Here is a 24,453-nt window from a genome sequence, read left to right as displayed (position 1 = left end):
AACCGTCCATTCACCAAGGCGATATGGAGTATCTAGTTGCTCTGGCGATAATCCTTTTATAGCTAGACGTAGTTGGAACGGTGCCTCAGCGATATCTGCTATCCATCGCTGTCTCTGTTCGAGCGTAACTTTGTCTTGAGATTCGAAGACCTTGCCAATTGGATACCGAAGATTCAGTGTAAGGATGCCATATAACAAATCACGGCGAATATACGAAAAAGCACAATGGAAAAGCCGTGCTATCACACGATTTGTGGATAGCACGGCTCCCTGTCTCATACCCACCCTGGGATATCCTGAACAGCCCTCCAAGTCACTGGGCGGACATACCGGCATCAATCACAAACTCTGTACCAGTGATGTAGGAGGACTCGTCCGAAGCCAGGAATAGCACCAGGTTCGATACTTCGTTCGGGTCTCCGAGGCGCCCTAGTGGGATCTGCTTCAGGGCGTCGCCGCCAGACTCATCGGTTGCTTCCACCATCATCGGTGTTTTGATGAATCCGGGGTGCACCGAATTCGCCCGAATATTCTTTGGGCCATACTCAACAGCTGTGGCTTTCGTCATGCCACGTACCGCGAACTTACTGGCTACATACGCCAAACTCGGGAAGCCATAAATGGCGACTATTCCCGCGATCGAAGAGATGTTCACAATCGACCCGATCCCAGCTTCCAGCATTGATGGAATCACTGTTTTCATGCCTAGGAAGACCCCATGTTGATTGATTGCACAGACTTTTAAGTAGTCTTCCACGGACAACTCAGCCGTATTTGCGATGGGGCCCAAAACTCCGGCATTGTTGACCAAGACGGTGATGGGTCCGAACGTCGACGTCCCTTTGGATACCACCTCACTCCAAGAGGACGCATCTGTTACGTCATGCCGCAGGAACAGTGCATTGGAACCCAGTTCTTTAGCAAGCGTGGAGCCTGCTTCCTCGTTGAGGTCCGTCATAATTACCTTAGCACCTTCTTCAACAAATCGCCGGGCATGAGAAGCGCCCATACCGCGTGCAGCACCCGTAATTAAAGCTACTTTACCTTCTAGCCTTCCCACATTAATCATCCCTTCGTTATATGTTTTAAATTTTGTTTTGATGGCGGTCTTCATGGTCGTTTCATAAGCGAGTTTTCAAGACTAGCAAACTCGGTTCTCTCAAAAATCGTTTTCATGCAGGTTCAGCAACTCTAGGATAAATGTCTATATCAGTAAGTGTCAACTGTCCCGGACAAAGAATTTCACATGACTGACTTCATAGCCTAGGTCGTGAAGAATGTCGAGAAACTTGTTTACATAGTGTTGCTGACAATACGTAGCAGCCAGCTCATGTTCTGTTTCCACAAAGAGGATGTCATCTGAAATTCCCTCAACGCGTATATTACGGAACCAAGTATCGTAAGATGAAGATGAGAATTGTTGTCTGAGTTTTTCGCATAGATGTTCCGTTAATAAAGTAGGATCAGGTTTATTATATTCTTTTGTTTGTTCAAGTGATATATTCTGCGGAACTTCAGGTCCTAATTTGAGGACTTCAAGTTCCGGAACCGGTGGTACTTGAAGTCCGGTATTACCCGTCGGTACTTGAAGTTCCACCGGTATCTGAGGTTCCGCTGGAACTTCAGGTTCCACCGGCTGTCGATACTCGACGTCCCAGTCTTCCTTGGAGGCTGGCAGTGGCTTTTCGCCGACGAGCTTCAATGCGGCCTCGATGAGAGGTCGAAAGTTGTAGACGACGTTCCCGAATTGTTTGCTCTGCCGATTGCGACGCTGACCGATGAGAAGTAGACCTTTCTTTTCGAGGCTATCTGCCCATTTGCGGATCTGGCGTGTACTACACTGAAGGTGTTCGGCTAATGTCTCCTGGCTCGGGTAAGGATCTCGACCGTCGTGTTTGTATGTGAGGACGGCGCAAATGAAACCGAACTCGCCATGTTCAATTCCGAGGCGACGGTAATTGCGGACGATGATATTGGGGATAGCGAGGAATCCCTCGTCAAGCAGTCGATGTCCCCAGATGGCTTCGAGCTTGTCATGCTCCATAGGTTCATCGAACAGCGGAAAGTGGTTGACTTTAACTAGCCGGTATGATAATCTCTTTTTGCGAGATTCATACCGAGAACCCGTAAGACCCCTCCGGCGGCCAACCTGAGGGTCTTTTCTTTTTGCCCAACCACGCCCTGTTCGACGGTCCTCCTTTCTATTGGGCTACTGGCGAAAAATAAAAGCGCATCTGACCAACCAGATGCGCGAGATTTGTCTCTATAGATACACTACGCCCTATACACTACGTCAAGAGTAGTGTCGGCGCATGTGTCCTGCGCTGGCTGGTCATTGAGAAGTATAGCATAATGTGCCATGAGAGAAAATAGTTTCGGTCGGTTTATGTCGAGCGAGGATCTAGTCGAGTTTGTGTCAACCACCCCACGGCAAAGCCGGGGGCTTGCGTTGAGCAAGCCTGGGGTTGACCAAAACTCGGCCGCCGCAAGCCACGGGCTTCAGCCCTGGGGATAAGGCGGGCAAATCTTTTGTCATCGATTAGATACTTTCGTGCTGTATAATACTCTCATGGAGTACAAATCCAATCGAAACGTCGTGTATTCATGCAAATACCATGTCGTCTGGTGCCCCAAATATCGCCGAAAGGTTCTGGTCAACGGAGTAGATGAACGGCTCAAGGAAATCCTCAGGGCCGTAGCGGAAGAACGTCGGGTCGTAATCATCGAAATGGAGGTCATGCCGGACCACGTACACTTGCTTGTGGAAGTTGATCCGCAGTTTGGCATCCACCGCTTGGTCAAATTGATGAAAGGACGATCTTCGAGAATACTGCGTGAAGAGTTCCCTTGGCTTAGGAGTCGTTTGCCGACCTTGTGGACCAACTCCTACTTTGTCTCCACCGTTGGGGGTGCGCCACTTGCCGTCATCAAACAATACATCGAACAACAAAAACATGTATGAAGTACGAAAACTTCACCTTAAACCCACGCCTGAGTTGGATGCCTTAGCCCGGGCGGCAGGTGAACTGTACACGCGCACGTTGGTGGGGTTTTGGCGCACTGTACGCAAGAAAAACATCTGGCTCAAAGCATCTTCCATGATGCGGTGGCACACGTCGAACCAACTTCATGCCCACAGCGCTGATGCGGTCGTGCAGAGTTTCTACGCCGCCCTCAAATCCTGGCGCGAGCGTCGGAAGACGGACCCGCAAGCCAAACCGCCGTATCGTCGGCGGTTCTACTTTCGGATCCAGTGGAAGTCGTCCGCGATCCGGGTCCGGGCCGGGAAGCTCATCCTCTCCAACGGACGCGGCAACGCCCCGCTGGTCGTACCTTGGCCTTGGGAAATCCCTGTATTGGTTGAACTAGGCTGGGCGGGTACGGCCTATGAACTGCGAGCTGTGTACGTCAGACCTGCGGCCAAACCTGTTGCCCAAGGTGACACGGCCGGGGTGGACCTTGGGGAGGTCCACTTGGCGGTGGTTCATGATGGCACACGGACGACGATATACAACGGGCGGGAACTTCGGGCCACACGGCGGTATCAGAACAAGCTGAAGGCGATTCTCTCGGCCAAACAATCGCGTATGCAGAAAGGGTCACGCCGCTGGCGGAAGCTGCAGCGAAGCAAGCGGAAACAACTGCGAAAGCTCGACCATCAAATCTGGGATATCCTGCACAAGCAGACCACAATGCTGGTCTCCACCCTCCACGCGAGCGGGGTGCAGACGGTGGTCATCGGCGACGTGCGGGATCTCCGAAAGCGGGTGGATTACGGGCCTGCGGTGAACCAGCGAATCCACCAGATGGTCAGTGGCAAAGTTCGCTGGCTGATCACGTACAAGGCAGAGCGGCTCGGAATACGGGTGGAGCTCCAGGATGAGGCGTATACCTCCCAGGAATGCCCACGCTGTGGTTGTCGCCATAAACCGAAGGGACGAGTGTATATTTGTCCGACCTGCGGGTTCCGTTTCCATCGAGATGGCGTTGGAGCGGTAAACATTCGGCGCAAGTATCTGGGCCTCGGCCCAGTAGTCGGGGCGATGGCGTCCCCCACGGGAGTGCGGTGGCATCCGCACCTGCGCACCCGCGTAGCTCGCGATGAGCGAGAAAGAATCCCCGTCCTTTAGGGCTGGGGAGAACGTCAACAGCCCTCATGAGAGGGAACAGCCCCTCATGCAGACGTTATCCCGGTCATGGCACCCTGGGGTGCGAGGCCAGCTCCAGGCCCTGCCGTCCGGCATTAAACAGGCATACGGGGTGGAAGCCAGTATGCCGGGCATGACAAGCCGGGATAACCGGGCGAGGCCAACGTGACCCCCAATCGGGGAGAAAGGCAGGTAACTGCCATGAGTAAGCAAAACCGTGTGTTTGTACTGGACAATCATCGAAACCCGCTGATGCCCTGTCACCCAGCACGGGCCAGACAGCTTCTGAAGAAGAGCAAAGCGGCCGTGTTTCGCCGTTTTTCGTGTAGGCACTGTGGATGGGATTTCGCATCGGTACTGCGAGATCGTGCACAAGGCAGATGGATATCAATACGGCTTTTGAAGGGAGGAAGCGCGGCGCTCCTCCCCATGCCTAGAGACAGGGGTATCCGCGCCGCGCCAAATTCGATGAAATTGTAGATTTGCCGATTGAAACTTTATTCACACCGTGGTATTATAAAGGCAAACTTAATCCTGCGTAGCTGGTTAGTAACCCTCTGGTAATCCGGGGGGTTACTTCGTTCTATGGCTCTTCTCTGCTCTGTCGCCGATTCTGGAGTGCTTGAAAATCTGAATTTCGACCCCTGCCACAGATTAGAGAGACGTCCGCAGTTTATACTAAACCCAGAACGTCAGTGGCCGGTACTGAGCCTTCTATGTTTATTGGACTTTGTTAGACTCTTCTATTGGCGTTTGGCTGCGGCGGCCTTAAATTTTGCAATAGAGGCGCGCAACCGTCCGACATCTCGGGGACAGATTCGAATTTGCCTCGGCGCGGGAGTCATCGCTCCACGGGCAACGTCGGGGCCTCCCGGCGCCGGAGTGCGTTGGTGCGTCACTTCACACTAAGATGATCAAGGAGAAAACTAATTGCCACATTGATGAAGGGAGACTTGTCGATCCCAGTCTGCTTGAGATAACGCTCGAGTCGCGGCTGGATTGCCTTATCCAAATACAATGTTGTATGTGTGTAAGTATCGGTTTTTTTCATCTTCACAACGCGTCCATTGCGAACGCTTATGAGATTTTGTGCCGCGGCTTTCAAGTAATTCTCGACGTATTGTTGTGCAGCTTCTGGATCTCCGAATGGAGATTTAGCTTCAGATTTAGAACCAAAACTAGAGTTAGAGTCAACATCAGAACGGGCATTAGTAGTAGAAGCAAGGTTAGGGCTAGAAGTAGAATTTGAATTAGATTCAACTCGAATTTCAATACTACTACCAGAACTACTATCAGAAATATTATCAGATATAGAGTTGGTATCATTACGCAACTTAGAACTAATGCCGACGTCAGAACTAATATCTAAACTTGAATCGATAGAAGGACCATCACTAGATTCGGTATCCATGTCAGCTTTAGGATCAATGTCAACATTATAGTCGGATTTAGTATTAGTCACTGAACCAACGCTGACACTGGCATCGGAATCATTATTGGTATCGGCATCAGTATTGCTACCAGAATTAACGCGAGCGGTAGTATCGGCATTAGAACTAAAGTTATCATTACCGTCATTATTGAACTCTACTTTGGAACTAAAACTAGAGTTAACCCTAGAGTCGATACCAGACTTGGAGTCAGTAGTAACAGTGGATTTGGTACGATCATTTTTCTTTGACACATCTTTCGATATGTCTGTAACATCGTTTCCGTCGAAGAGAGATTCGTAGGGAGAGCGCGGCCTCTCTGCTTTCAAGCGATTACGAAGCTTGTCTCTCGTGCTGGCCATTATTACACCCACTCCTTTGCGATCTCGATGTGCTGAAGCGTCTCATCGCGCAGTCCTTCGAAACGGATACGTTTAACTTCTGGAAGAGTTTCTTGCAATTTGCCATCGATGTAATACAACCTGTTCTGAAGGGCTCGTAAGTAGATGGAGTTGTCGTAGAATCCCGAGTCGATACGGTCCAGAATTTCTTTTAGCAAGTCTTCGTATTGCGTGAGAGCGGTCTTTTGGTCCTTTCGTGCGTCAGAGATGCCCAATGTGGCGAATTCGGCAACTCTGGCGAGTCTGCGTATCACCGTGTTGAATATCAGGGCACCATATTCATCTCGGCATTCGTCCAAAATCGTGTCTTGCAGAGTGTATCGGTCTGTTAAGCCGACGGCGATACCGAGCATGACGAGGTCTGGCCTAACGTTCTTCTTGACATGAAATAAAGTCTCAAAGAAACGCGTGAGTGCTTGATAGGCATAAACCTCCGCTTGGAGAACCGTCACGACACAATCTGAGGCAGCCAATGCCGAAAGGGTTTGTTCATTTAAGCTGGGAGGGCAATCAATTAGGATATAATCGTACTCGTCTCGCACTACATCCAAGGTTTGTTTGAGATATAAAAGCGGTGGAACAGATCTTTGCTCTTCTCGTTGAATCTCATAGATGCGTCGCCCATAAATCGCAAGAAGATCATCCGCTGGAATAACATGAAGGTTGGGGATTTCAACGGACGGAACAATGTAGGGGCGCGGGTCTTGGTCCTCAACTGCCTCAAGAATTGTCTCGTTGGAGAAAGTGTATACATTTCGTTGTAACAGTAACGTGCTAACATTTCCCTGTGAGTCCATATCGACGGCCAGGACCTTTTTGCCCATTCGAGCGAGCAAGAACGACATAATTCCCATGGTTGTCGTCTTACCTACGCCGCCTTTCTGCAGCATGAAGGACAAAGTAACAGCCATCTGTACGCCTCCTAAAGGCAATTTGTATTCATGGTACCGAAGTGACTAAGTTAGAGTCAAGGTTACAGCTTATTCTATACTTAGTTCTAACGCCAACCTTAGTTCTAAAGGGTCTTCGTAAAAGCGTGTTGATATATTGATTTTGGTTTCCAGTTTGATTTGGAGGAATTTCTGTGGCGAAAACTCGAAAACCATTGAAACAAACAAAAACTGTTGATTATTGGAAGTGTCCATGGTGCCGAGAAAAGCACTCTCACGATGAAGTTTTAGGCGGACAGCAGGAGTTAGATAGCGACCATCTTATAACTTGCCCTACATGCGGAAATGAAGTGTTGTTAATGCCAAGCATTGAATTTACCTGTGTTCCGACACGAGATGGAGAACCAATTGAATAATTGGAAGTTTAAAATTCTATTTCAACACAGTTTTACGGATAGCCTTCTAAAATAGAATTTAAAAGTAGTGGATGGAGAATGACTCTACTATAGCACTGACCGATCAATGCGAAAGGGAACGCGCTTCCTCCCCATGCCTAAAGGCAGGGGTTTCCGCGCGAATCAGTCGGTGAACAAACTGAGATTGCATCAAACTTGCATTTTTCAGCCTCCAGTCTCGTGCACAATGGGAGATGGGGGCGAGGCGGATGAGCGTGGCGTGGATTGAGGCCAAGACGGAGGCCGGGATAACGCGCTTGGAATATGGAGAATTAGCCGAGGGTGGCACGAATGTGCAGAGTGTATTACATCGACTCTACAGCGCGAATGCCACCCTTCTGTGTATGTGTAAACCCGAGCGGCCGGTGCCCATGCATATTCGGCGCTATCAGATACAACCCCCAGCCTATTGTCTAGTTACCAACCCACACGGGAAACACTCCCCGGATTGTCCGCGCTTCTCCACGCACATTCTGCGTGTACCCCCAGAGACGCGAATTACGGAACGTCAAATAGTAACCGATTCCGTAGAAACGGTTTATGCAAACTGGGAAAGGAGCACCTTCTACGTGCCTACACTTCAAGAACTGAACCCAGCCCAGCAAGCAGCTGCTCGGTACAAGGACGGGCCCTGCATGGTCATCGCGGCCGCTGGGTCTGGCAAGACTGCTGTGCTCATTGCCAGGATCCAATACCTCATAGAGAGTGGTGTTGTCCCTCGTGCCATTCTTGCCTGTACCTTTACTCGTAAGGCGACGGAAGAGATGCGAATACGCTTGGTGGACGTAGTAGGTAGGGAAGCGGCCAAACAAGTGACCATCGGCACGATGCACTCTGTTGCTTATCGAATGCTTAAATCGATGCTGGGCAAAGACGACTGGAAGGTGGCAACCGATCCAACCTGGCTGATGGAAAGCGTGCTGGACGAACCCAGTCGCGTCAACCCGTATGGCGTAGGTCCCCTGTATAAAAGCGCACAGGATGCCTTAACAGAGATCTCCCGGGCGAAAGCTGAAGCACTCATGCCGGAGCAGGTGGATGATAAAGTTCTGGCCAAGGTGTATTCCGCCTACGAGGCCTTGAAGGCCGAGCAGCACATTCTCGACTTCGATGACATGTTGTTATACGCCCTGCGGTTCTTCAAGTCAGATCCGAACTTTCGTGACCGATGGAGCCGACGCTGGCGATACGTGCTTGTGGACGAGTTTCAGGACACGAATCTCGCACAATGGCTATTTTTGCTGGAGTTGGTTCGGTACACTCACAATCTGTTTGTGATTGGTGACGATTTTCAGTCCATCTACGGGTTTCGCGGCGCCCGCCCGGATCTGATGTTCCAATTCCACAGACAGTTTCCGGACGCCAAAAAGATTGTGCTCGACATGAACTACCGATCGCACGACCTGATCCTTGACATCGCTGGGCAAGTGATTGCCTTAAACCGTGGCCACCAGATCGACAAACGTGTTCAAGCGGCTCGTCAGGTGTCAGAGGACACCTCCACTGCTGAAATTATCACGTCGAAATCCGACTGGGGCGAGGCTAAATTTGTTGCCGAGGAAATCTCGCGTTTGCATGAACGTTATCCGCGTATTCCCTGGAGCGAGTACGCGGTACTGTATCGGACCAACGTTCAGTCCCGTGTGTATGAAGAACTCTTGGCGGAACACGACATTCCGTACCAAGTCGTAGGGGACAAGCACTTTTATGAAAACCATGACGTAAAGACTTTGCTGAATTACCTCCGTATCACACAGGACCATTCCGATCCAGGCGTATGGCTGCCCTTGCTCAATCGGCCGAAGCGCTTTATTTCCAGACAGGTCATTGAGGAAGTGAAAGCCGGCGGTTGGGACGCAGTGATGGCTCATCCCAAGTGCCACGAATTCCGCGAGACCGTGGAAAAGTTGAGCCGATACGAAAGCCCGGCAGAGGCCCTACGTTGGCTGGTGGACACGCACGCGACGGTGGTGCGCCAACAAGACGCAGACGAGCCGGTCAAGTGGGTGGATTCGTTGATTCAGTCAGCAAAAAGGTATAAGACTGTGCTTGAGTTTCTGAGGTATGTGGACTGGGTAATTGAGAAGTCCAAGGAACCTAAGGACGACGCGGTTCAACTGATGACCATTCACAAGTCAAAGGGCCTAGAGTGGTGGACGGTATTCGTGGTGGATCTCGTAGAGGGGATTCTTCCCCACCGGAAGTCCATGTTTGGTCCGGGGCTGCGCGAGGAAACAAGGCTGTGCTACGTGGCGATCACTCGCGCCAAGGAGAACCTGTATCTCATGGCCGCCCAGCAGTACGGCGGTGAACCAGTGGAGTTATCGCGATATGTGAGGGTTTTGCAGCAGTGAAAAACGGTGTAAAACAGACCGATTTATGAGATGTATACATGTTACACTGGAGTTGTAATCAAGAATATCTAGGAGGTTGTGTCATGACGAAATCGGAACTTGTACGCAAGGTCGCAGAACGAACAGGGCTCTCACAAAAAGACGCCGATACAGCCGTCAATGCTGTGTTCGCTTCGATTCAGGAAGCGCTGGCGAGGAAGGAGAAGGTGCAAATCACGGGGTTTGGAACTTTCGAGGTTCGCGAACGAGCAGAGCGGCGCGCGCGGAATCCACAGACAGGCGAAGCAATTACAATTCCTGCCAGTCTTGCACCCGCGTTTAAGGCCGGAAAAGAACTGAAGACAGTCGTTAGAGCGTAAATGGCGGCAAAACAATCATGCCATCCCTAATGGGATGGCATGGAACAACAAGGAGCAACGGACATATGCGATATCACCCTGTATATTTCCATTCGTATTCTCATGCATATTCCTATTCTCACCTTGGACACGTATTCGGTCGAGCTATCGTACACGGAATGGGTTGGGGCATTGGGTATCAGTTGGTACGCCACCTTCCGTTTACAGTCATTGTTCTAATTGCGTTAGTGGTTTTCGCTTTGTATTTCCTTCGACGTCGAGGATAACGGTGTAGAAAAAGCCGCCTTATATGGCGGCTGGAGACAGGGTATGATTCGAGCAATATTGTAGCACAAAGCCACAAAGGGGGCGTCATTACGATGATGAAACTTCAGCTTCGTCCCTATCAAAAAGAGGCTGTTGAGGCGTTTTTCGACGCCCTCTCTAACCATCGTCGTCAACTGATTGTCCTGCCTACGGGCGCGGGCAAAACGGTAGTATTCGGGGCGATTGCCCGACGGTTCTACGAAGATGTTTCAGCAGAAAAGCCTATCCTTGTGATCGCCCACCGTTCCGAGTTGCTCGACCAGGCAGAACAAAAAATTCACTTTGTCTGGCCTGAAGCCATGATCGGCCGAATTCAAGCCCAGCGCAACGAGCAACTGGGAATGGTGCTTTTGGCGTCAACACAGACACTGGTTGCGGGGAGAAAGATTCCGCAACCTGGGCTCATCATCTACGATGAATGCCACCACAGCCGTGCGGAAGGGGCGCTTGGCGTCCTCACACAACTTGGAGTGTTTGAGTCAGATGGGCCGCCTTTGCTTGGCGTAACGGCCACACCGTCGCGGTCGGACAAGACGGAGCTTGGAGACGTGTTCGAGCATTTGACGTATGAGCGCACAATCCTCCAGATGATCATGGACGGATACTTGGCGGATGTGCGCGGGATTAAGGTTGAGGTTCCAGGACTGAACCTTAGCGCCATTCGTACAACAGGTGGAGATTATAATGCGAAGGATCTGTCGTACGTCATGAACGTGGATGGAGCGCTTGATGCCGTTGTGGACGCTGTCCAAACCCATGCGTCTGGACGCAAATGTCTTGTATTCGCGGTGGATGTCCAACATGCGAGAGCGTTGGCGGAACGATTTCAGGCTGCAGGAATGGCGTGTGCGGCAGTGGACGGCAAAATGTCGGCCGAAGAACGAGTTTCCATCTTAGAGGCATTCGCGCAGAACCGACTGCGGGTGCTCGTCAACTGTCAAATTCTCACTGAGGGTTACGACCAACCGGATGTGGACGCGGTGGTCATCGCCAGACCTACCCGCTCCCAAGCGCTCTATACGCAGATGGTAGGCCGAGCCCTGCGTCTCCATCCCAGCAAAACTGATGCGCTTGTGTTGGATCTGACTGGTGCAAGTGAGGATAAGTCGCTGCAAACTTTCACACGCCTCATGAAAACACAGCGTAAGCTAAACAGCCATACCGCCACAGTTGTGGATTCCAACGCGGATGAAATGGTCATGGAGAACGGGGAAAGCGTAACCGAATGGCTCATCCGTGTAGAAGAAACGAATCGGAAGAAGCAAGAGAAGGCCCAACAGGTGGCTGAAGCCATTAACCTGTTTGCCAATCGGGCACGGTATCGTTGGCAACAGATTCAGGATATGTTTGCTATATCCTTCGAAGACTCGCGATGGGCATATCTGTATCGTGACGGCGATGACTACTGGCCGGTGCTGGAACTCAACAACGAAAAGTTCATGCCGCTGCATGACAGACCTGTGCCACTCGAATACGCGCAAGGGATTGCTGAGGGATTTCTACAGCTGCTCAATTCGAAACTCATCCAAAAGGACGCAGAGTGGCGAGACGCACCGATGTCGCCACGTCAGAAGTATGTGCTCGATAAGTATCGCATTCGTTATGACGATACGTGGACCCGGGGCATGGCCGCGGATGCATTGGCGAAGGTATTTGCAAAAAGGAGAATCAAGACGCTGTGTAAGAACTTCAATCCCGAGCAGTGGAGAAAGGTCTTGGCTACAGACAACGGAAAAGTGTGGCTGTCTAGGCGGATTGAACGATTCCGCGCGTATGCGGAATCGGCAAAGGCCGTGGGGCATTGACACTCCACACGGCTAAAGCCGTGGGATTCTTGCGAGGAACTACGAGAGTTTTACTCGCAAAGGGTTAGCCAAAAGCCCTCTAGCCACTCGCTCAAAGTTGAGTCTGTGGTTACTTTTACGCAAGATGTTAGCCGCTCCATTGATGTCGGCATTCACTAATTGTCCGTCTGACGCGCGATACAATCCGCGTTTCACACGCTTTCCAGAGAAAGTGTATTGCTGCGGATTGTCTGCATTGTAGATTGGAAGGTCATCTTGGTCAAGGAAACTCGCTTTCGACGTGTAGGATTCTTCTTGCTCAACGTATTGAATTCCGTAGCGTTGACAAAGTCCTTCGAGTTTACAACGAAGCGACCAATGCGGAATCTGAACGAAATTTTGGTTGTTTCGTTTACCGATGTTGATGTCTTGTTTCCATTCAGGGTTGACACCAACAATAATTTTACCAATACAGTGTTCAATGCAATGGTTCACGATGTAACGTGCCGATTTGTTTAGGTAGTCACGAATGTAGTTGTTGCGATACATCGTCAAACGTGCTTGCTGTTCGGTTGTACCCTTAATACCTTGCAAATCCTTGATGCTTTGCAATCTTGCATTTCGCTTATTGTACCAACGGTTGATACTTTTGAGAGGTCTACCGTCGATCAAAAACGACGCCCCATTGGTATCAATACACGCTGCAAGATTGTCTAACCCAAAGTCGATTGCAAGTGCAGAATCAGGGTCTACGGTTTTCGGTTCTTCATCTTGAACGTACACATATTCAATCTCAAAAAAGCGAGCATTGTATTTCGGGTGAATCCTTACCTCCTTGATAATTTTATTCGCAAGACGTTCAGGAAAAGGAATCTTGATGTCACCATGTTCTTTTTTGAATTCAAGAGACATGGGCACATAAAGAAATCCATCTTTCACGCGAATGCGCGGGATAATCAACGGGAAGTATCCGTCTTTCGGCAAGTACCTCGGCAACTTGACATCATGGAAACGGTACTCGTTATTTCGTGCTTTCTTGATTAGCCCGTAGAAAGAACGGAACGAACGATCAACTACTTTTAACGTCTGCTGTGCCACATCGGTATTGAGCAACTTGTAATTATCGTTTTCTTTTGAATAATGATAGTTCGACTCATATCGAAGATGCTTGCGTTCTTGGATGTAATACTGACGCACGTTGTAAAGGCCAACATTGTATAGGTTCTTTGACAGCCGACACAAAAGACGCAAGGCGTTATATTCACGCTTGCTTAAACCACGAATTTGGTTCTTTTGTGTCGCGTACAATCAAATCACATCCTTTCGCTAATATTATAGAATATAGCGAGGGACAGAGAAAGGAGGAAGGGGCGCTTCCTCCCACCGCTAAAGCAGTGGGTTTCCGCGCCCAATTTTCTATGAATTTAACGCGAGTTCAGTTGAAACGCAAATGGATCGGCCAAAAGGCTGACCTAGACGCGGCAGCGATACTGGCAGACCACTTTGGTATCCATCCAGTGGTGGCCCGCATTCTTTCTGCGAGAAATTGCTCGCGAATCGATTCGGCAGCACGCTTCTTGCGTCCAGACCGAGCGCAACTGCTCGATCCGTTCCTCATGCACCACATGGAACGGGCAATTGCGCGCATCAAAGAAGCTGTGCTGCGCCATGAGAAGATCCTAGTGTACGGGGATTATGACGTCGACGGAACGGCGAGTGTGGCCATTCTGGTACGGGCACTTCGGTCTCTTGGCGCAGATCCGGCCTGGTTTGTTCCATCGCGTTTCAAGGACGGATACGGGTTGCACGCGCATGTTGTGCGCTCTGCCGCAGAACATGGTATCACGCTCGTCATCACGGTTGACACTGGTATCACGGGATTTGAAGCAGCTGCCACGGCGAACGAGCTGGGCGTGGATCTTATCATCACCGATCACCACCAGATTGGTGATATTCCAGATGCCTACGCTGTTGTGCATCCGGCGTATCCGAGGTCGATGTACTCGTTTCATGACCTGTGTGGAGCGGGCGTAGCGTTTAAAGTTGCCCAAGCACTTCTAGGACGATTTCCGGAAGAATTGCTGGAACTGGTTGGCCTAGCAACGATTGCGGATCAGGTGCCACTTATCGGAGAGAACCGCGTTCTGGCACGTGAAGGTATAGCTCGCATGAACCTGCGCTTGTCAGCCGGTATCACAGCGCTGATGGACGTAGCGGGTGTCAATGGTGACACATCCTCTACGGACGTGGCATTCCGGCTCGCACCGCGTATCAACGCAGTCGGCCGACTTGCCCATGCCAAGCGAGCGGTAGAGCTGTTCCTCGCAGAGGATGAGCGTGAGGCACGGGCGATTGCCAAAGAACTTAATGCATACAACCAGCGACGGCAACAACTACAAGACCAAGTGGAGAGAGAGGCACTTGAGCAAATCGAAGCGCATCCGAACTGGTTGGACAAGCCGGGGCTAGTTGTAGCGGGACACTGGCACGAGGGTGTGATTGGCATTGTGGCCGGCCGACTCACCGAGCGTTTCCACAAGTCCACGCTCTGCATTAGTGTCGATGGTGAAAACGCGAAGGGGTCTGGGCGGGCCATTCCGAACTTTGACCTATATCGCACTTTGGCAGACGTACAAGAACACATCCATGTTTTCACGCACTTCGGCGGGCATGAAGCTGCGGCCGGATTCAGTTTACACACCAAAGACCTGAATCGGCTTCAGCAATCGTTCTGGTACGCAATAGAAAGAAACTGGTTCGAGGATGTAGAGTTGGATCCACACATCCTCTGTGACGCGCCATTGGCCATAGATGAGCTTTCGTACAAGTTGGTCGACGACCTACGGTTATTGGAGCCGTTTGGGCAAGGCAATCCAGAGCCGGTGTTCTTTGTGCGCGATGCTCAAATCGTCACCGCACAGGCAATCGGAGCCGAACGCAAGCACCTCAAAGTATGGGTTCGGGACTCTGTCGGCCAAACGTATCCAGTCCTGGCGTTTGGGCATGGAAATGAGGTAGACGAGTGGAGGACAGCGAGTCACCGTCATCTGCTCGTTAAAGTGGGAGACAACGAATGGAATGGGCAAAAAACGTTGCAGATGCAGCTAGTGGACGCAAAATAGGTAGCACAACCGCCAATTTTTGCGGTGATAAATGTGTATACTGCAAGTCGGGTAGGGCAGCATGCGTGGCTGCCATTGCCGTTCGGCGAAGGAGGGGCCGGCGGCGCGGACTCCTCTGTTTTTTCTTGAATCTCCTCTCTCAGATACACGAAATCTGATAGACTGTATCCAAGCACCTTTCCTTGGGGGTCACTCCCTGCCCGGCATACCGGGAAGGGGGTGGGGCCATGAGTGTAGCTGCTGCGCTGTCGTTGATGATCCAATTCGGATCGTTCATCGTAGCGCTTTTGTCGCTCGTCGTGGCCGTGGTTCTTGCCATAAAACGCAAGTGACCGCCCCCATCGGTTAGCGCCATTGGGGCGGTCACTTGCCTAACGTTCAAATCTGTTGGGCAGGGACAACGCTCAAGGCGCCGGTGCCCGGGAGTCGAAGGATGCCGCCTTCGGCTCTCTTTTCATGTTTAGTGTAACACAGCAAGAATATACGTCAATGCAGACTTGGTTCTAGAAAGTTGCATCGAATTTGCGCTATCTGCCCCTCGTCAGCCTGTTATCGTATTTGTTGAAAGGGGCTGTTTGCAATATGCTTGGACGAACACACATGGCCATCGGGGCCGTTGCTTCCGTTGCAGTCGCACCCTTCATTGTGCATGCGCCTTGGGACGCCTTACGCAATTTCGCACAGGGCCGTGAATGGCAAGCGGCCTCCGGTGCGCTTGTTGTCCAAGCATTGCTCGTCGTCGCAGCCGTTGTCGGGAGTTTGCTCCCCGACCTCGACCAGCGAAATTCGCTCGCCGCGCGCAAAGTGGAGCGGGTGGGGCAGGTCGTGGCGTTCGTACTCATGGCCGCGCTCCTTTTCCTCATGCATTGGCAGACACACTGGGTATTGTGGGCACTAGCCATAGTGGTGAGCTTCGCCCTGGGCGCCAACAGTAATGTTGCACGCAGGATTGGTCTTGGCATTACCGGCGCAGGACTGCTGTTTCTCGCGGTGCATGGTACGATCCCGATGCTCGGGTCGATTCTCCTTGCGGTTTGGATCGTGGGCGCGATGTTCACCGAACACCGGACGTTCACGCACAGCTTACTAGGCGCGGCCTTGTTGGTTTCTGGAGCATTCACTGTGCTGGATGCTCTCGGCCAGATGCATGGCGTCCCACTATCCGTCGCGGCGTGGGGGCTGACAGTGGGATACGTCCTGCACTTGGTGGCGGACAGCGTAGCCGGCGGCGTACCACTTTTGTGGCCGTGGAATGAACGTCAAGGGATACGTTTGATACGTACCGGTGGATTGATGGATTCTTTGATTGGAGTGGTTGCAGCTTGTTTGTGCATTGTCTCCGTTGTGGTTTAAGTTCGAGAAATCCGCAGGTTAAAAGTTGCATGTCGAATTTTGTTGTGATGTAATTATGTAGAAACCCTTTTCCCCCAAGGACGTCGTCATAGAGACGATGTCTTTTTTTTTTTTTTTGGCTCTTTTCGCAAAGATTGTTGCTTATGAAAAGTAGAATCATAGCGCCAGCGCTATTTATGTCGTGCGGGCGGCCCTTCAAGAACACCAAGTCTTCCGCCTTATTCATCCATATTGTACCAGGATACTTTCCGTTGCGTTTCACAGATTGGCTTTGGCAATGTGGACACGTGATGGCTTCGGCAAAGCGAGCTTCCCGGAGTTCGCCCACTAAGGCTGCGAGTGGTTGCGGGGTGTCCGGAAACAGAGCGCTTCGAATGGCCCGAAAGAGCTCCAGTTTTTGTTCGTGGTCGAGGTTCTCGAAGTCCTGGAAAACTGTCCGCCAATCCATATGAGCACCTCCTATCTCGCCTCTACGAGGCTACAATAGCAGGATGCCCATAAAAGCAACAAAAATTACAAAAAGAGACTTTTTAATAGAAATTGTATATCGGTGATTTACAACCAACGTTTTTTACCTGTATATTTCGTGTCCGCGCTGAATGATTCCTTCCCACGTTCGAGCAAGTTGTCGCTCACTTCGGCAGACCGGGCAGATGTCAGGTTGCATCGGCTCTGCTGCTTCAATCCAGAAGGGGTGGCCGTTTCTACAGACAAATCCCTTGAGCCATACCCGTTCCTCCCGCATGATTCGCTCCCACATCGCTTTCTTGAGTGGTTCGGGTGGATTGAGTCGATTCGAGAGATACTCCTTCATCGCCAAGACCAGAACCTGTGTCATGGGCCGGTTCTCCCGTTCGGCCAATAGACCTAGCATCTCCCGCTCTTCCTCGGTGAGGTACACCGTAAGTCGATGTGTCCGTTTTTCCTCGTCGCGTTTAGGTGGACGTGGCAATGGATACTCACTTCTTTCAAACGGTTATTTACCTGTATGATACGTCAACTTGCATCAAAATTGCATTTTCCGAGCTGAAGTCCACCTCAAAATGGACGTCGGAGGTGGGGCGTGATGGATATTCAAGAATTGGTCGAGTCGGTAGCCAAGCGAGTCCAGCAACAGGTGGAAGCGGACGCCTGGGACGCTCTGATGGAAAAGAGATTTTCCGGATTGTGCGAGGAGCTTTTCAACATCATCGAACTTATCACCCATACAGTTGAGGAAAAACTGGCGTCGTATCCGGCGGAAAGCGTAGCCAAGGTCTGGGAGACCAAACGGGCGGATGGAGAGCTACACATTCGGTTTGGAGAGCGAGAACTGCACTTTGTTCCGGTGGGGAAGATGGCTACCCTGCCGGGGGATCGCTGGACCATGCAGATCACTCGGCGCGGGGAGGAACTGGTGGGGCGTTACTTTGTTCAACATGACGAGCGTACCAACATGCTTTACTTTGCCACGGCGGTAGAACCAGTGGGGCAATATCATCTGCTGGATTTGTTGGGTCGGGAGCTTATCGGGGACTGAGGGTGCGGACATGTCAAGTCCTTTGCCTTTTCCGCACCTGTCGTTTTCGTTGCAACCTTTTGTGTCACACCCGCTGCTTCTGTTGGTGCCCGCCCTGTTGATTCTGCTGTTTGCTAGTTCCGCCTGGCGCGCCGGTAGGTGGCTGTTTCTGGCGGGACTATTGGGTGCGGCTGGGTACGGGATGTATGCCTTGTACCAAGGCGTCAATGACGTTATGGCAAAACACCCTCACCAAACGTGGGTGGTTATGCCGATGATGGATTCGCACCATCACGAATCGGCTCTACCGGTTCTGCCGGTGCATGGCCCTAACTATGGGCTGGTCGCAGTGTTGTTGGTCGTGGCTCTTATTGTACTGCTTGTTTGGGGCATGGTACGTGCCTCGGGTTATTCGTTCGGATACGCCTTAAACCGTCTGTGGGTCTCGCTCACGCAGCCCATTACGAAAGGCGGCGGTCGGGAAGACACCTATACCTTTCCGGATGTGACCATCGGGACGGTCATCGGCGAGGCGGAGCCTGGATTGCCGGACGCCGGGAAGGGTGCGGGTAAAAGAGTGGTCATTGGCGCGAAGGACCGGTTTCTCAACATGGGCATTATCGGCCCGATTGGTTCCGGCAAGACCTTCATGACGATGAAGCCGATGATCTATCAAGACCTCGAGGCCCTGGCCCGCGGGGTCATGGCTAATGTGGTCTGGATCTCGCCCCAGCCAGAACCAAGCATCGAGAGCTACGCAGAGAAGCTCGGCCTTACGGTGCGGCGGATCCACATCATTGATGGTCAGGTGGGAGAGGGAAAAACCACGAACATCCGGTTCAATCCTTTGGCTGGCAACGACATTGACGCGATCATCAACAACGTCAACGTGGTGCTGAACGAACAGACCGGCGATCGTGCCAAGGGAGAGGCGTTCTTCGACATTATGGCTGCTCAAGCGACGACGGATTCGCTGCAGCTGTACAAGTTCCTGCACGGCTTTGACGACGAGGGTAACCCGGTAGAGATCGACATGATCGGGTGGTATGACCGGTATCTCGTACAGATGGACGAGTTGTTCACGGAGGCGACGAGGGTTCAAATGGTTGCGGATCACGAGGCCCAGGGCGCGCTGGATCAGCCTCTGCCGGAACCACGGGCCGAATGGATCCGAACCGTGGTTTGGCCCAAGCTTACCGAACCCCAGCGAGTGATGTTACGCCGTGCAGCCGCCAGCATCATCAACGAGTTTGGCGGAAGTCTCACCGGCAAGAACGCGGAAGCGTACAAGAACATCATCCGGGGCCTCCGCGGAAAGGTTCGTGTGCTCATCTCCAGTCAGTACGTGCAGGAACTGTTGGGTACGGAAGTGGCGGCCTCGGCGGGACGGCCGAATTTTGACTTCGAGACCTGGATCGACCCGCCAGAGTGGGCCAGGCCGAAAGCCGAAGACCTGAAGGCCTGGAAACAAGGTGCCCCGCATGGCCGTAAAGGTGAGCTGCTTTCTGTCATCACCGGACAAACGGAAACCGGCAAGCTGGTGGGGCGCATGGTGCTGGTGTTCTTACAACAGGCGGTGTTGAACCGGCCTGGCAAGGATAACGACAAACCGCCAGTGTACACCTACGTGGACGAGTATCCATCGTATGCCACCCGGTCCATCAATGAGATTCGTACTCAAGGCCGCAAACACTGCCACTCGATGGTCATGGCTATGCAGTCGAGGGCACAAATGGAGCAAGTCGGGAAAGGTTACCTAGAGACAATGGAGGGGTCAACGCGCCACTGGGTGTATCTCTCGAACCTGGGCGCGGATGATGCCCAGGCCGTCTCCAAGCTATGTGGGCGGATCAAACGGATTAAGATAAACACCTCTACTCGGCAGATCCGCATGGGCGGACTGGGCCGGGACCGGGGCGAGCCTTTAGTCACCAAAACGGAACAGGAAGAGTGGGTAGACCGTTTTTCGCCCCAGTTTATTCGCTACGGTCTCACGGAAAATGAAGTGATCTACATCGGTGTCAAGGAGCGGAAAGGCCAAAACCCGGTGCGCATGCGCATCACCGAGCCCAGAGAAAATCGCTCCCTAATGAAACAAGTCGCTGGCGGAACCGTGAAAAAACCTGTTCGTCCGCGACACCCCAGGCCCGTGTCCGTATATCCCAAGGCTGACACGGTTGCGCGGGTCAAGTGGCCGTTGCTGACCTTGGGGAACCAGACCTTATACGTGTATCGGTGGGGGGTGTCATTGGGCAGGGACGTATATGCACCACGGAAGACGCGGGTGGATCACGCTAGGACGATAGACGTGGACCCACCTGGATTGCCGGGCGGGGAGAAAGTCCAAAAAGACTCGCTTGGGCACCACCCCGATGACACGAGGACGAACACCCATCCCGACGACGCGGAGCGGACAAACACACCGGCGGCAGAAAAGCCCAACGCATATGTTCGCCCCCAGCTCCGAATCCGCACGGACAGCTTGAGCTCAAAGTCCGTCTTCCGACAGGAACCAGGGCGCGCAAAGACATCGTCTCAACAGAGAACGCAGACCCGTGAATTCACCCGGCCACGTCTTACTCTGCGCCGTGAACAAGATTACTCCGAAAAGCTTCAACCAGCGCGTGTGGAGATCCCGTGGCAGGAACGAGAGCAATTGACCCGCCAATCCTTGCGCCGCTCCACGCAGGGTGCACCACCACGCCACGTCAAGGTGGGGGAGATCGACCCACATACCCACTGTCCATTGGACGGGGAACCCATGCAGCTGCGCATGGCGGGAAACCGCAAGGTGTGGGTCTGTACGGCCTGCGGGCACCGGGTGCGCGCCTAGCTGATCGAGTCCCCAAGCGGGCAAATTCACGCTCGTAAGGACAGGTTGTACCATGCCACAAGCACAATCAGAAACCTACAAGCGCAATGGAATTCCTATTGCAAAAATGACAAGCTAAAGGGGGAAGTTGAAGTGACCAGAGAAACTGCCGGGTCGAGTATGTTGCTAAAACTTGCTGCAGCTACAACTGCCGCGTGCCTACTGACCGGCAGCCTCGGTACAGAAGTGTACGCCAGTACGCTGAGTAAAAAGCAACAAGAGATGGTCCACCTGCAAAAGGTCGCCCATGAAAACGCGAAGAAACTCGCTCAAGAACGCAAGCAAGTGGAGCGTCTGAAGCAGCAAGTTCACAAAACGCGCCAGGAGGTCTCTCAGCTCTCTCAACAAATCGACCAGAATCAATCGGACATCAAAACATTGCAGGAAAAAGTGGCACAGTTGTATGAACAGATGGCACGTACCCAGGACGAGTTGACGCACGCCCGCGAAAACGTCGCTTCCATGCTGCGGGCGACCTACGAATACGGCAATGTCCCTCTCATCGAGGTTCTCTTTAATGCGAGTAGTTGGTCCGATTTGCTCAGCCGCGTTCAAACCATTTCCGCGGTGACGGAGCAGGAACATCAGTCAGTCGTGGAAATACAGGCACTGCAACGGCAACTGCGAGCGGATGAAGCCCAACAACAGCAGAATGTCAATGCATTGATTCAAAAAGGGTATCGCTTGCTCCAAATGAAACAAGCTCAACTCCAGCTCGAGCAGCGGCAGCAGAAGTCCTTGGTGCTAGCGAGTCGTGGAATCGCGTCGCTGGTGTCCAAGCAAAAACAGCTACAGGATGGGCTCAATCTGACAAACAGCCAGATTCAGCAGCTTGAAGCGCAAACCGAAGAGCAAGAACGGATCCTTGCTATACAGTTGGATGTCGGAGAACACGTGGTTCCCAAGAATCTTCGTTATCAGAATCTGCCCATTGATAAACTCTATGCCTATGTACGGCAGCAGGGATCCACATTCACCCGTAGCGACATTGCCACCATCTGTGCGGCTGCTCGGCGATACGATGTCAATCCGGCATTGCTCATCGCGATTACCGGACAAGAGCAAGCATTTGTTCCGCCTGGCCCGGACGCCGACTTGATCCGGAATAATCCGTTCAACGTGTTCTACAGCTGGCAGGTGTACAACACCACACTGACGGACGCCGCCAACATCGCTGCGGACACCGTTCGTCACAAGCTATCCGTGCCACCCCCGAAGGGAGAAGACGCCATTCTCTGGATCAACGATCCTCGAAATCCGTGGGGGATCTATGCTACAGATCCCCATTGGGCATTCGGGGTCAAGCGGTTCTTCAACGACATTATGGCGTATGTGCAATGATCTTGAGCGGGTTTTTCCACAAGTCAACATCGCCCGCTCATCCTCTATTTTCTTCTTGAACTGTACGTTCCAATATTCCTACTTCCCTTCGTCTTTATGCCGCCTTTCTTCTGTTTGCTCGTAAACGAGCTCCTTTCACATTGCATCGTTTTTGCATTTTTTCACGCCCGATGTTTGACATGCTGGAGATGCATCGCAAAACGAATGACGAGTTCAAAGAGGGGGAATACACGCATGATATTGCAGTCCTCCGAAGGAGAGGAACCAACATGATATCTCACGAGTGTTATTCACCTGTGATGCAGGCGATAGAGCTGCATTATCGCCACGCCAAAGGCGAAAATCTGCTTCTTGTAGCACCGCAATCCAATCCATACAAAATCGTGTGGGTTCGGAAGCAGATTGAGATGTTTGCTCGGCTGGGATGGAAATTCGTTCTGCTCGACCTGAGTGAAGGCTCGGATCTTGGCCCACCCCATCTTTTGGGCGGGAAATGGTCGATGGTTGAATTGAATGCCATGGCTAACTTGCGTGTACCAATCACAGTACGAGTTCCGTCGCTGAGTCATCTTCTGGAAACCTTGGACCTGATTTATGTGTTCAAAAAGACATCCAGGTTTCCGCATGTAGTTCTGGTGCATCTAGGAGACGTGCGGGTTCTGACCGACGCAGAAAAACACGCTTTGCAGAGCGCTCTGGAGCGCATGCGTGAGAACGGCGTGTGGCTCATCGCCGACCGTTTTCAGCCGCTTCAATGGGATAGAATGTCAAGCTTCTATGACACCCAAATTGTGTTGGCGGGTGTACCGAACGACGACGCATGGAACGAATGGGTTCGATTGAATCACTTGAGCGACGTAGACGTCGAGGATTTGGAGGAAGACGAAGGATACTTTTTATTTCGCGGACGCAGTGAAGGTGCCAGGCGTCTGCTGCAGGCCAGTTTACGAGAGGAGGCGGACTGATGACCTTATTCGACTTGAGTGGCATTGATGGATTTGAGGAGTTTCTCGCGCCTTTGGCCGAAAGTTTTCAGTTGGAGCTAGGTACTGCAGATGATCTCGCGACCCTTCCGCTGACGGGATTGTCTGAACACGCGGCGATTCTATCCGATAACCGTTTTTCAGAACAACAGACGGATAACGACATTATTGAGCAAATTCAAGGTCTCGTGAGTACCGGCCTGCACTTGTTGTACCTGGGAACGCCTCGTGGAGATCTGAGCTTCTTAGAAACTTTAGAAGGTCTAGGCGTGCAGACCTTTTTCCGTGAGGAATTAGACCCCAAAGAACTGGAGGAGTGGCTCACGGAATGCCTATCGACCTGGCAGGCGAACGTGAAGGCTGTTCAAACGTCCTCCGAATCCGTAGCCGAAACGATCATGGGGGCTCCGGTTCACCCATCTTCAGGTCAAGGCCCTGGATGTCCTCGTTGCATCGTGATATCGGGCGCACCTGGGTGCGGGACGACGTTCGTAGGACTGAACCTTGCCAGTACCTTGGCTCAATCGGCAGCGGTGAACTATGTGGAAGCCGGACTCCGGCCGGCGCTCACAACCTGGCTTTGTGCCGAGAACGAGGAAGAAGCGGCTTCGCTGATTTCTCCTTTGAAGCCCGCTTTACTTCGGGAAGATTTGGCCGTGTACACCCGCAATCCGTTTGGGGATGAGACGGTGGATCTGCGTGAGGTGGCGGCGGCAGCGGCCCGGTTTGTTGACCCGGTGGTCATGGATATGGGTTTGCAGGATTATCTGTCCACTCTCGATCACGAGTTTGCCACAGAGACTCTGCGGGTGCTGGTGACCACGGCGGATATTCACCGTTGCCGGTACTTGGAGGGCGTGCCGGCGGACGTGGTCGTGATTAATCAAACGCCCAAGCGTCTCCCCTTTGATGAAGACGAGTTTCGAGTCTTCTGGCCAGAAGCGAAGTTGGTGTTTGTGCCCTACGAGGAAGAGCAGTGCGCAGCTGTGGCCCAGGGTCTTCCGGTCTTGACTTTCTCCGAACCGGTTCGTTCTGCCATGGAGCGCTTAAAAGATGCTTTGCTTGGAGGTGGAGACTTTGCAGATCGTGTTGCTGGATAATTCCCTGTCGGCTCAGGAGCGACTTGAGATGCTTGCCTCTTATCGTCCTGAGCACTA

The 24,453-nt window shown here is 52.1% G+C and carries 20 protein-coding genes and 1 pseudogene; 14 read left to right on the top strand and 7 right to left on the bottom strand.

Annotated elements, in window-relative coordinates; all coding sequences use genetic code 11:
• From ASH01S_RS19030 to ASH01S_RS18545, 3 genes and pseudogenes are all read right to left on the bottom strand, one after another.
• Positions 1 to 285 (bottom strand): annotated as a pseudogene (locus ASH01S_RS19030) (hypothetical protein); the annotation flags it as partial.
• A 28-nt stretch (positions 286 to 313) separates the two neighbouring features.
• Complete coding sequence (locus ASH01S_RS11890; protein WP_174520730.1) at positions 314 to 1,060, bottom strand: glucose 1-dehydrogenase; 747 nt, start codon at positions 1,058 to 1,060, stop codon at positions 314 to 316.
• A 159-nt stretch (positions 1,061 to 1,219) separates the two neighbouring features.
• Positions 1,220 to 2,044 carry a helix-turn-helix domain-containing protein gene (locus ASH01S_RS18545; RefSeq protein ID WP_157067117.1) on the bottom strand — a complete coding sequence of 275 codons (825 nt, stop codon included), beginning with the start codon at positions 2,042 to 2,044 and terminating at the stop codon, positions 1,220 to 1,222.
• 525 nt (positions 2,045 to 2,569) lie between these two features.
• Here ASH01S_RS18545 and tnpA point away from each other — a divergent pair.
• From tnpA to ASH01S_RS19510, 3 genes are all read left to right on the top strand, one after another.
• A complete protein-coding gene (gene tnpA / locus ASH01S_RS17990; RefSeq protein ID WP_083517093.1) occupies positions 2,570 to 2,962 on the top strand; it encodes an IS200/IS605 family transposase in 393 nt (130 codons plus the stop codon).
• Complete coding sequence (locus ASH01S_RS11870; RefSeq protein ID WP_245629047.1) at positions 2,910 to 4,130, top strand: RNA-guided endonuclease InsQ/TnpB family protein; 1,221 nt, start codon at positions 2,910 to 2,912, stop codon at positions 4,128 to 4,130. Before tnpA ends, ASH01S_RS11870 begins: the two co-directional genes overlap by 53 nt.
• A gap of 219 nt (positions 4,131 to 4,349) precedes the next feature.
• The gene (locus tag ASH01S_RS19510; protein WP_083517091.1) at positions 4,350 to 4,628 is read left to right on the top strand and encodes an RRXRR domain-containing protein; all 279 of its coding nucleotides are present in this window, start codon (positions 4,350 to 4,352) and stop codon (positions 4,626 to 4,628) included.
• A gap of 415 nt (positions 4,629 to 5,043) precedes the next feature.
• Here the strand turns inward: ASH01S_RS19510 and ASH01S_RS18535 are convergent, their stop codons facing one another.
• Entirely contained in the window at positions 5,044 to 5,940 is an 897-nt protein-coding gene (locus tag ASH01S_RS18535) for a hypothetical protein (RefSeq protein WP_157067116.1), read from the bottom strand.
• Between the two features lie 2 nt (positions 5,941 to 5,942).
• Positions 5,943 to 6,890: a ParA family protein gene (locus ASH01S_RS11855; protein ID WP_067928406.1), complete on the bottom strand. Its 948-nt coding sequence runs from the start codon at positions 6,888 to 6,890 to the stop codon at positions 5,943 to 5,945.
• A gap of 1,003 nt (positions 6,891 to 7,893) precedes the next feature.
• Here ASH01S_RS11855 and ASH01S_RS11850 point away from each other — a divergent pair.
• From ASH01S_RS11850 to ASH01S_RS11835, 3 genes are all read left to right on the top strand, one after another.
• A complete protein-coding gene (locus ASH01S_RS11850; RefSeq protein WP_245629044.1) occupies positions 7,894 to 9,678 on the top strand; it encodes an ATP-dependent helicase in 1,785 nt (594 codons plus the stop codon).
• Positions 9,679 to 9,761: 83 nt separating this feature from the next.
• Positions 9,762 to 10,037: a non-specific DNA-binding protein Hbs gene (gene hbs / locus ASH01S_RS11845; RefSeq protein ID WP_067928400.1), complete on the top strand. Its 276-nt coding sequence runs from the start codon at positions 9,762 to 9,764 to the stop codon at positions 10,035 to 10,037.
• Positions 10,038 to 10,396: 359 nt separating this feature from the next.
• Positions 10,397 to 12,148: a DEAD/DEAH box helicase gene (locus ASH01S_RS11835; RefSeq protein ID WP_245629043.1), complete on the top strand. Its 1,752-nt coding sequence runs from the start codon at positions 10,397 to 10,399 to the stop codon at positions 12,146 to 12,148.
• A gap of 39 nt (positions 12,149 to 12,187) precedes the next feature.
• Here ASH01S_RS11835 and ASH01S_RS11830 read toward each other — a convergent pair whose 3' ends face one another.
• Positions 12,188 to 13,435 (bottom strand): RNA-guided endonuclease InsQ/TnpB family protein, encoded by a 1,248-nt coding sequence (locus ASH01S_RS11830; protein WP_067928396.1) that lies wholly within the window; start codon positions 13,433 to 13,435, stop codon positions 12,188 to 12,190.
• On the opposite strand from ASH01S_RS11830, the gene recJ reads away from it, so the two are divergent.
• The 3 genes from recJ to ASH01S_RS11820 all read left to right on the top strand — a co-directional run bounded on the left by recJ (position 13,423) and on the right by ASH01S_RS11820 (position 16,602).
• Positions 13,423 to 15,249 (top strand): single-stranded-DNA-specific exonuclease RecJ, encoded by a 1,827-nt coding sequence (recJ, locus tag ASH01S_RS11825; protein WP_157067115.1) that lies wholly within the window; start codon positions 13,423 to 13,425, stop codon positions 15,247 to 15,249. The two genes, ASH01S_RS11830 and recJ, sit on opposite strands and share 13 nt — an antisense overlap.
• Positions 15,250 to 15,476: 227 nt before the next feature.
• Positions 15,477 to 15,581 (top strand): putative holin-like toxin, encoded by a 105-nt coding sequence (locus ASH01S_RS17980; protein ID WP_157067114.1) that lies wholly within the window; start codon positions 15,477 to 15,479, stop codon positions 15,579 to 15,581.
• A 250-nt stretch (positions 15,582 to 15,831) separates the two neighbouring features.
• A complete protein-coding gene (locus ASH01S_RS11820; RefSeq protein ID WP_067928390.1) occupies positions 15,832 to 16,602 on the top strand; it encodes a metal-dependent hydrolase in 771 nt (256 codons plus the stop codon).
• 571 nt (positions 16,603 to 17,173) lie between these two features.
• Here the strand turns inward: ASH01S_RS11820 and ASH01S_RS11815 are convergent.
• Entirely contained in the window at positions 17,174 to 17,440 is a 267-nt protein-coding gene (locus ASH01S_RS11815) for a hypothetical protein (protein WP_157067113.1), read from the bottom strand.
• A 228-nt stretch (positions 17,441 to 17,668) separates the two neighbouring features.
• On the opposite strand from ASH01S_RS11815, the gene ASH01S_RS11810 reads away from it, so the two are divergent.
• The 5 genes from ASH01S_RS11810 (at position 17,669) to ASH01S_RS11790 (ending at position 24,396) form a co-directional block, all read left to right on the top strand.
• Positions 17,669 to 18,121 carry a hypothetical protein gene (locus ASH01S_RS11810; protein ID WP_067928385.1) on the top strand — a complete coding sequence of 151 codons (453 nt, stop codon included), beginning with the start codon at positions 17,669 to 17,671 and terminating at the stop codon, positions 18,119 to 18,121.
• A gap of 10 nt (positions 18,122 to 18,131) precedes the next feature.
• Positions 18,132 to 20,933, top strand: coding sequence for a type IV secretory system conjugative DNA transfer family protein (locus ASH01S_RS11805; RefSeq protein ID WP_067928382.1), 2,802 nt, complete (start codon positions 18,132 to 18,134; stop codon positions 20,931 to 20,933).
• Between the two features lie 132 nt (positions 20,934 to 21,065).
• Positions 21,066 to 22,313 (top strand): murein hydrolase activator EnvC family protein, encoded by a 1,248-nt coding sequence (locus tag ASH01S_RS11800; protein WP_067928379.1) that lies wholly within the window; start codon positions 21,066 to 21,068, stop codon positions 22,311 to 22,313.
• A gap of 179 nt (positions 22,314 to 22,492) precedes the next feature.
• The gene (locus ASH01S_RS11795) at positions 22,493 to 23,278 is read left to right on the top strand and encodes a hypothetical protein (RefSeq protein ID WP_157067112.1); all 786 of its coding nucleotides are present in this window, start codon (positions 22,493 to 22,495) and stop codon (positions 23,276 to 23,278) included.
• A gap of 53 nt (positions 23,279 to 23,331) precedes the next feature.
• On the top strand, positions 23,332 to 24,396 hold the full coding sequence (locus tag ASH01S_RS11790; protein ID WP_157067111.1) for a CpaE/TadZ family protein: 1,065 nt from the start codon (positions 23,332 to 23,334) through the stop codon (positions 24,394 to 24,396).
• Positions 24,397 to 24,453: the final 57 nt, after the last annotated feature.

Source organism: Alicyclobacillus shizuokensis NBRC 103103, assembly GCF_001552255.1.
Lineage (GTDB): Bacteria > Bacillota > Bacilli > Alicyclobacillales > Alicyclobacillaceae > Alicyclobacillus_G > Alicyclobacillus_G shizuokensis.
Note: the sequence above shows the minus strand (reverse complement) of the source record. Positions and strands in the feature narration are given on the sequence as shown.

What these genes read in the sequence shown, in the direction of transcription:
- ASH01S_RS18545 (WP_157067117.1), bottom strand. Translation starts at nt 2,044, where the DNA reads ATGGAGCATGACAAGCTCGAAGCCATCTGGGGACATCGACTGCTTGAC.
- tnpA (WP_083517093.1), top strand. Translation starts at nt 2,570, where the DNA reads ATGGAGTACAAATCCAATCGAAACGTCGTGTATTCATGCAAATACCAT.
- ASH01S_RS19510 (WP_083517091.1), top strand. Translation starts at nt 4,350, where the DNA reads ATGAGTAAGCAAAACCGTGTGTTTGTACTGGACAATCATCGAAACCCG.
- ASH01S_RS18535 (WP_157067116.1), bottom strand. Translation starts at nt 5,940, where the DNA reads ATGGCCAGCACGAGAGACAAGCTTCGTAATCGCTTGAAAGCAGAGAGG.
- ASH01S_RS11855 (WP_067928406.1), bottom strand. Translation starts at nt 6,890, where the DNA reads ATGGCTGTTACTTTGTCCTTCATGCTGCAGAAAGGCGGCGTAGGTAAG.
- hbs (WP_067928400.1), top strand. Translation starts at nt 9,762, where the DNA reads ATGACGAAATCGGAACTTGTACGCAAGGTCGCAGAACGAACAGGGCTC.
- ASH01S_RS11835 (WP_245629043.1), top strand. Translation starts at nt 10,397, where the DNA reads ATGATGAAACTTCAGCTTCGTCCCTATCAAAAAGAGGCTGTTGAGGCG.
- ASH01S_RS17980 (WP_157067114.1), top strand. Translation starts at nt 15,477, where the DNA reads ATGAGTGTAGCTGCTGCGCTGTCGTTGATGATCCAATTCGGATCGTTC.
- ASH01S_RS11820 (WP_067928390.1), top strand. Translation starts at nt 15,832, where the DNA reads ATGCTTGGACGAACACACATGGCCATCGGGGCCGTTGCTTCCGTTGCA.
- ASH01S_RS11815 (WP_157067113.1), bottom strand. Translation starts at nt 17,440, where the DNA reads ATGACACAGGTTCTGGTCTTGGCGATGAAGGAGTATCTCTCGAATCGA.
- ASH01S_RS11810 (WP_067928385.1), top strand. Translation starts at nt 17,669, where the DNA reads ATGGATATTCAAGAATTGGTCGAGTCGGTAGCCAAGCGAGTCCAGCAA.
- ASH01S_RS11805 (WP_067928382.1), top strand. Translation starts at nt 18,132, where the DNA reads ATGTCAAGTCCTTTGCCTTTTCCGCACCTGTCGTTTTCGTTGCAACCT.
- ASH01S_RS11795 (WP_157067112.1), top strand. Translation starts at nt 22,493, where the DNA reads ATGCTGGAGATGCATCGCAAAACGAATGACGAGTTCAAAGAGGGGGAA.